This window comes from Bradyrhizobium sp. PRIMUS42, from assembly GCF_023006515.1.
In the GTDB taxonomy this organism is placed as follows: Bacteria; Pseudomonadota; Alphaproteobacteria; order Rhizobiales; family Xanthobacteraceae; genus Bradyrhizobium.
On the sequence record NZ_JALBGZ010001474.1, the window covers coordinates 1 to 603 of the forward strand.

General features: G+C 64.0%; 2 protein-coding genes. One reads left to right on the plus strand and one right to left on the minus strand.

Annotation, left to right across the window (positions count from 1 at the left end; genetic code table 11):
- Positions 1 to 189 (minus strand): aldehyde dehydrogenase family protein (locus MOV75_RS41150; RefSeq protein WP_247008607.1); only part of this gene is annotated, 189 nt, incomplete at its 3' end.
- A gap of 102 nt (positions 190 to 291) precedes the next feature.
- Between MOV75_RS41150 and MOV75_RS41155 the strand changes: the two genes are divergently transcribed.
- Positions 292 to 603 (plus strand): LysR family transcriptional regulator (locus MOV75_RS41155; protein ID WP_247008609.1); only part of this gene is annotated, 312 nt, incomplete at its 3' end.

The following is a 603-nucleotide window of genomic DNA, read 5'->3' on the forward strand; positions in this document are numbered from 1 at the left end:
CTGCGGGTTGGTGGCGGCCCATTCCGGCTGCGCGGCACGGGCGTTCTCGACGGCAGCGCGGACCTCGGCTTTGGACGCCAGCGCGACCTTGGCCTGGACGTCACCGGTCATCGGCTCAAAGACGTCTGCCGTCCGGCCCGACGTGCCCTTTACTTCCTTGCCACCGATGAAATGTCCGACTGAACGCATGGAATGATCTCCTTGAGGCCGAGCTTGAACGCTTTGACAAATCCTATCGACCTGCATTTATTGGGATTCAAGTCTGAGATAATGCACCATAGATGTGCGAAAATGCTGGATCAAGGCGCTATCGATTGGGACGACTTCCGCTTCGTGCTGGCCATCGTGCGGGGCGGCTCGGTCTCGGCTGCGGCAAAACAGCTCGGGGTCGACCATGCCACGGTGATCCGCCGCGTCGACCGGCTGGAGAAGCACCTCTCGGCAAAGCTGTTCGACCGGCGCAAGACCGGCTATCTCCTCACCGAGGCCGGCCAGCGCGTCGCCGACAGCGCGGAAGCCATGGAATCGACCATCGTCGCCAACCAGGAGCAGGTCGGCGGCTCCGTGGCGCGGCTCACCGGGACGGTGCGGATCGGCGCGCCC